Source organism: Agromyces binzhouensis (assembly GCF_004135055.1).
GTDB lineage: Bacteria > Actinomycetota > Actinomycetes > Actinomycetales > Microbacteriaceae > Agromyces > Agromyces binzhouensis.
Genome location: NZ_SDPL01000284.1, coordinates 1 through 4,157, shown reverse-complemented (window position 1 = coordinate 4,157; position 4,157 = coordinate 1). Strand labels below are relative to the sequence as shown.

The window sequence follows — 4,157 nt, the reverse complement described above, 5'->3', positions numbered from 1 at the left end:
CGAGCGACGCGCCCACCTCCCCGGCGATCGCGGCCAGGCCGACGGTCGCGGTGCGTTCGAGCGGCGGGCAGACGTCGAGGCGCTGCACCTCGATGCGGGCGCCGTCGACGACCGGGCGGCGGGCGCGTTCGTCGATCGCGTCGAGGGTGGCGACGAGCTCCTCGAGGCCCGCCGAGCGGACCTCGAGGTGCAGCTCGGCGATGTCGGGCACGATGTTCGCCCGCGATCCGGCCGCGACGCGACCCACGTTGAGCGTCAGTCCCGGAACGGACCCCGACAGCTCCTGCAGCTCGAGCACGAGGCGCGCTGCCTCGACGGCGGCGTTGACCCCGCGCTCGGGCTCGACGCCCGAGTGCGCGGCCCGACCGTGCACGGTGACGAGGACGTCGGCGACGCCCTTGCGCGCCCCGACGAGGTCGCCGTTCTCGCGCGCGCACTCGAGGCACAGCGCCGCATCCGCCCCGGTCACGAGTCGGGCCATGATCGCGCGACTCGCGGGCGAGCCGACCTCCTCGTCGGGGGTCAGGACGACCACGAGCTCCCCGTACCCTCGGTAGCCGAGGTGGTCGAGCGCACGTGCGGCGGCGAGTCCGGCGGCGACGCCGGCCGCGTCGTCGCACACCCCGGGCCCGAAGGCGATGCCCCCGTCGATGCGGAACGGGCGCTCGGCGGCGGTGCCGACCGGGAAGACCGTGTCCAGGTGCGCGAAGAGGACGATCCGCCTGGAGCCCTCGCCCGGGCGGCGGCCGACGACGACCGGGCCGTACGCCTTTCCGTCGCACCGGGGCGTCGGGACGACCTCGACCTCGAAGCCGTCGGCGCGCATCGCGCCCGCCGCCCACTCGGCGGCCCGGGTCACGCCCTCGGCGTCGTGCGAGCCCGAGTCGATGTCGACGAGCCGGCCGAGGTCGCTGCGGAACCGCGGGTCGAGGCGTCGGGCGGTGTCGAGCAGTTCCGCCGGGGTCGGCGGGACGTCGATGCGGGTGCCGGCCGGGGTCCTGGTGGTGGTGCCGCGCGCCACTAGAGCACCTTCGAGAGGAAGGCGCGGGTGCGCTCCTCCCGGGGGTCGACGAGGACCTGCGCCGGGTCGCCGGCCTCGACGACCACGCCGCCGTCCATGAACACCGCGACGTCGCCGACCTCGCGTGCGAAGCCGATCTCGTGGGTCACCACGATCATCGTCATGCCGGACTCGGCGAGTCCGCGCATCACGTCGAGCACGTCGCCGACCAGTTCGGGGTCGAGCGCGGACGTCGGCTCGTCGAAGAGCATGACCTCGGGCTCCATCGCGAGCGCACGCGCGATCGCCACCCGCTGCTGCTGGCCGCCCGACAGCTGCGCCGGGTAGGTGTCGGCCTTCTCCGCCAGGCCCACCTGCGCGAGCAGGCGCAGGCCCTGCGCCCTGGCGTCGGCCTTCGACCGACCGGCCACCTGGGTGGGCGCCTCGATCACGTTCTCGAGCGCCGTCATGTGCGGGAACAGGTTGAAGCGCTGGAACACCATGCCGACCTTGCGTCGCTGCGCGGCGACCTCGCGCTCGCGGAGCTCGTAGAGCTTGCCGTTCCGCTCGCGGTAGCCGACGGTCTCGCCGGCGACCCGGATCATGCCGGCATCGATCTGCTCGAGGTGGTTGATGCAGCGGAGGAAGGTCGACTTGCCGGAGCCGGACGGCCCGAGGAGGCAGACGACCTGACCGCGCTCGACCGACATCGTGATGCCCTTCAGCACCTCGAGGTTGCCGAAGCGCTTGTGGACGTCGACGGCATCGACCATGGGGCGCTCGCCGACGGGAGCGACGGGCGCGGACTGCGGGATGGTGGCGGTCATGACGCCGACTCCTTCTTCGAGGCGCGCGACTCGCGCGACGGGAGCGCGATGCTCTGCGTGAACGTCGAGACGCGTGATCCGATGGTCGGGCGGGCGCCCGTGAATCCGCGGCCGTATCGGCGTTCGAGCCACATCTGCGGGATCGACAGGATCGACGTGAGGACGAGGTACCAGATGGCGGCCACGATGAGCAGCGGGATGATCTTGTAGTTCTGCGTGTAGGCCTCGCGGATGTTCGACATGAGGTCGTCGCCCGCGACGATGGCCACGAGCGAGGTGCTCTTCAGCATCGTGATCGTCTCGTTGCCCATCGGCGGGATGATGACGCGCATCGCCTGGGGCAGCACGACCCGTCGCAGCGTCTTCGCCGGGGACATGCCGAGGGAGTGCGCGGCCTCCGTCTGTCCGTGGTCGACGGACTGGATGCCCGCCCGCACGATCTCCGCCGCGTAGGCCATCTCGTTGAGGCCGAGCGCGAGGAGCGCGGCGACGGTCGCGGGGATGAGGTCGCTGGTCGTGAACGACCAGAACTCGACGGACGTGAACGGGATGCCGATGACGATCTTGGGGATGAACGCGCCGATGAAGCCCCAGAAGATGAGCTGGAGCAGGAGCGGCGTGCCGCGGAACACCCAGATGAAGAGCATCGCGGCGACGGAGAGGACCGGGTTGGCGGAGAGCCGCATCACCGCGACCACGATGCCGCCGAAGACGCCCATGATCATCGAGGCGACGGTGAGCCAGATGGTGATGAGCACGCCGTTGATGGTCAACGGCTTGAAGAGGTACTCCGCGACCGTGGGCAGGTCGAGGTTCGGGTTCTGCAGGATCGAGGCGATCGCGCCGATGCCGAGGACGAGGACGAGGACGGCGGCGATCCAGCGTCCCGGGTGTCGCACGGGGACGGCTTCGATCGGGCCCGGGCGGGCGCCCGAGGGGTTCCGGAGGCCCTCGGGCGCCGCCGTGGATGACGGCTGCGTTGCGGTCATGGGGTTGGTGCTTTCTGTTGGGAGCGTGCCCGAGGGCGTCACTCGGCGGCGGCGCCGTTGATCGTGGCCTCGTCGATGCCGATGCCGGTCACGCCGTACTGGTCGAGGATGGCCTCGTAGGTGCCGTCGTCGATGAGCGACTGCAGCGCGGCGCGGATCGCCTCCGCGAGGCCTTCATTGTCCTTCAGGACGCCGATGCCGTTGAGCGTCGCGTCGTACCCGTTCGGGGCGTCCGGGTCCTCGACGACCTCGAACGTGGCGCCGTCGTTCGTCGTCTTCGCGACGTAGCCGGCGCTGGGCTTGGTCAGGAGCGACGCGATCGCCTTGCCGCTCGTGATCGCCAGCTGCGCGTCGGCGTCGGACGGGAACTCGCTCAGCTCGATCGGGTCGAGGCCCTCGGCCTCGCACTCGCCCTGCCAGACGTCCTTGACGAGGTCGACCTGGCTGGTCGCGCCCTGCACCGCGACGCTCTCGCCGCAGAGGTCGAGGTAGTTCTCGATGCCCTCGGGGTTGCCGGCGGTGGTGAGGATGCCGGTGCCGGAGGCCGAGTAGTCGACGAAGGTGAGCACCTCCATGCGCTCGACGCTCGAGGTCATCGCCGTGATGGTGACGTCGAAGTTGCCGGCCTGGAGGGCGGGGATGATGCCGTCGAACGCCTGCTGCTCGAACTCGAAGTCGATGCCGAGCTTCGCGCCGATGGCGTGGCCGAGGTCGACGTCGACGCCGGTCAGCTCATCGCTGCCCTCCTCGATGAACATCTCGAAGGGTGCGTAGGGCGCGTCGGTGGCCACCTTGACGGCGCCTGCGTCGGCGAACTCGGCGGGGAGGAGCTCGGCGGCGGCCTCGTCGACCGAGATCTCGACGCCGGCGATCTCGACGGCCTCGGCGGCCTCGGCGCTGTCGTCGCCGCTCGCGGCGGCGCCGCTGCATCCGGCGAGGAGGAGCGCGCCGGACAGGGATGCGGCGGCGACGGCCGTGCGTGCGGCGGGGGATGACATCTTCATGGTCTGGTCCTTCTGATCGCTGCGGTGGGATCGGTGCAGGACGAGTATGTAACATCTGTTCCGGAATTGCCAGAACTTTTTCATTCTGTAACGAGTCGCCGAGGGCGGCACCTGCGCGAACGCATGATCTCATCGCGCCTTGGGAACCCTTTCGGATTTCCGTAGCGTGCATTAGCATCGCGGTCCACACGACCATTTCTGTAACGTACATTCCAAGGAGGCAATCGTGCGAACTCTCTCCCCTGCCCTCGCGACCTGCGCGACCGCGGCGCTCGTCCTCTCGCTGGCGCCCGCGACCGCCGCGGCCGCCGCGTCCGCCCCGGGCGTGCACGCGACC

Annotated in this window: 4 protein-coding genes; all 4 read right to left on the bottom strand. The window is 70.6% G+C overall.

Features of this window, described 5'->3' with window-relative positions; all coding sequences use genetic code 11:
- A partial coding sequence (locus ESO86_RS12595) for a M20/M25/M40 family metallo-hydrolase (protein ID WP_242492353.1) occupies positions 1 to 1,021 on the bottom strand: 1,021 nt, incomplete at its 3' end.
- The gene (locus ESO86_RS12590) at positions 1,021 to 1,827 is read right to left on the bottom strand and encodes an amino acid ABC transporter ATP-binding protein (protein ID WP_129235338.1); all 807 of its coding nucleotides are present in this window, start codon (positions 1,825 to 1,827) and stop codon (positions 1,021 to 1,023) included. The genes ESO86_RS12590 and ESO86_RS12595, both read right to left, overlap by 1 nt.
- Positions 1,824 to 2,816: an amino acid ABC transporter permease gene (locus tag ESO86_RS12585; RefSeq protein ID WP_129235337.1), complete on the bottom strand. Its 993-nt coding sequence runs from the start codon at positions 2,814 to 2,816 to the stop codon at positions 1,824 to 1,826. The genes ESO86_RS12590 and ESO86_RS12585 overlap by 4 nt, the downstream gene beginning before the upstream one ends.
- A 38-nt stretch (positions 2,817 to 2,854) precedes the next feature.
- Positions 2,855 to 3,820: an ABC transporter substrate-binding protein gene (locus ESO86_RS12580; RefSeq protein WP_207207118.1), complete on the bottom strand. Its 966-nt coding sequence runs from the start codon at positions 3,818 to 3,820 to the stop codon at positions 2,855 to 2,857.
- Between the last annotated feature and the right edge of the window lie 337 nt (positions 3,821 to 4,157).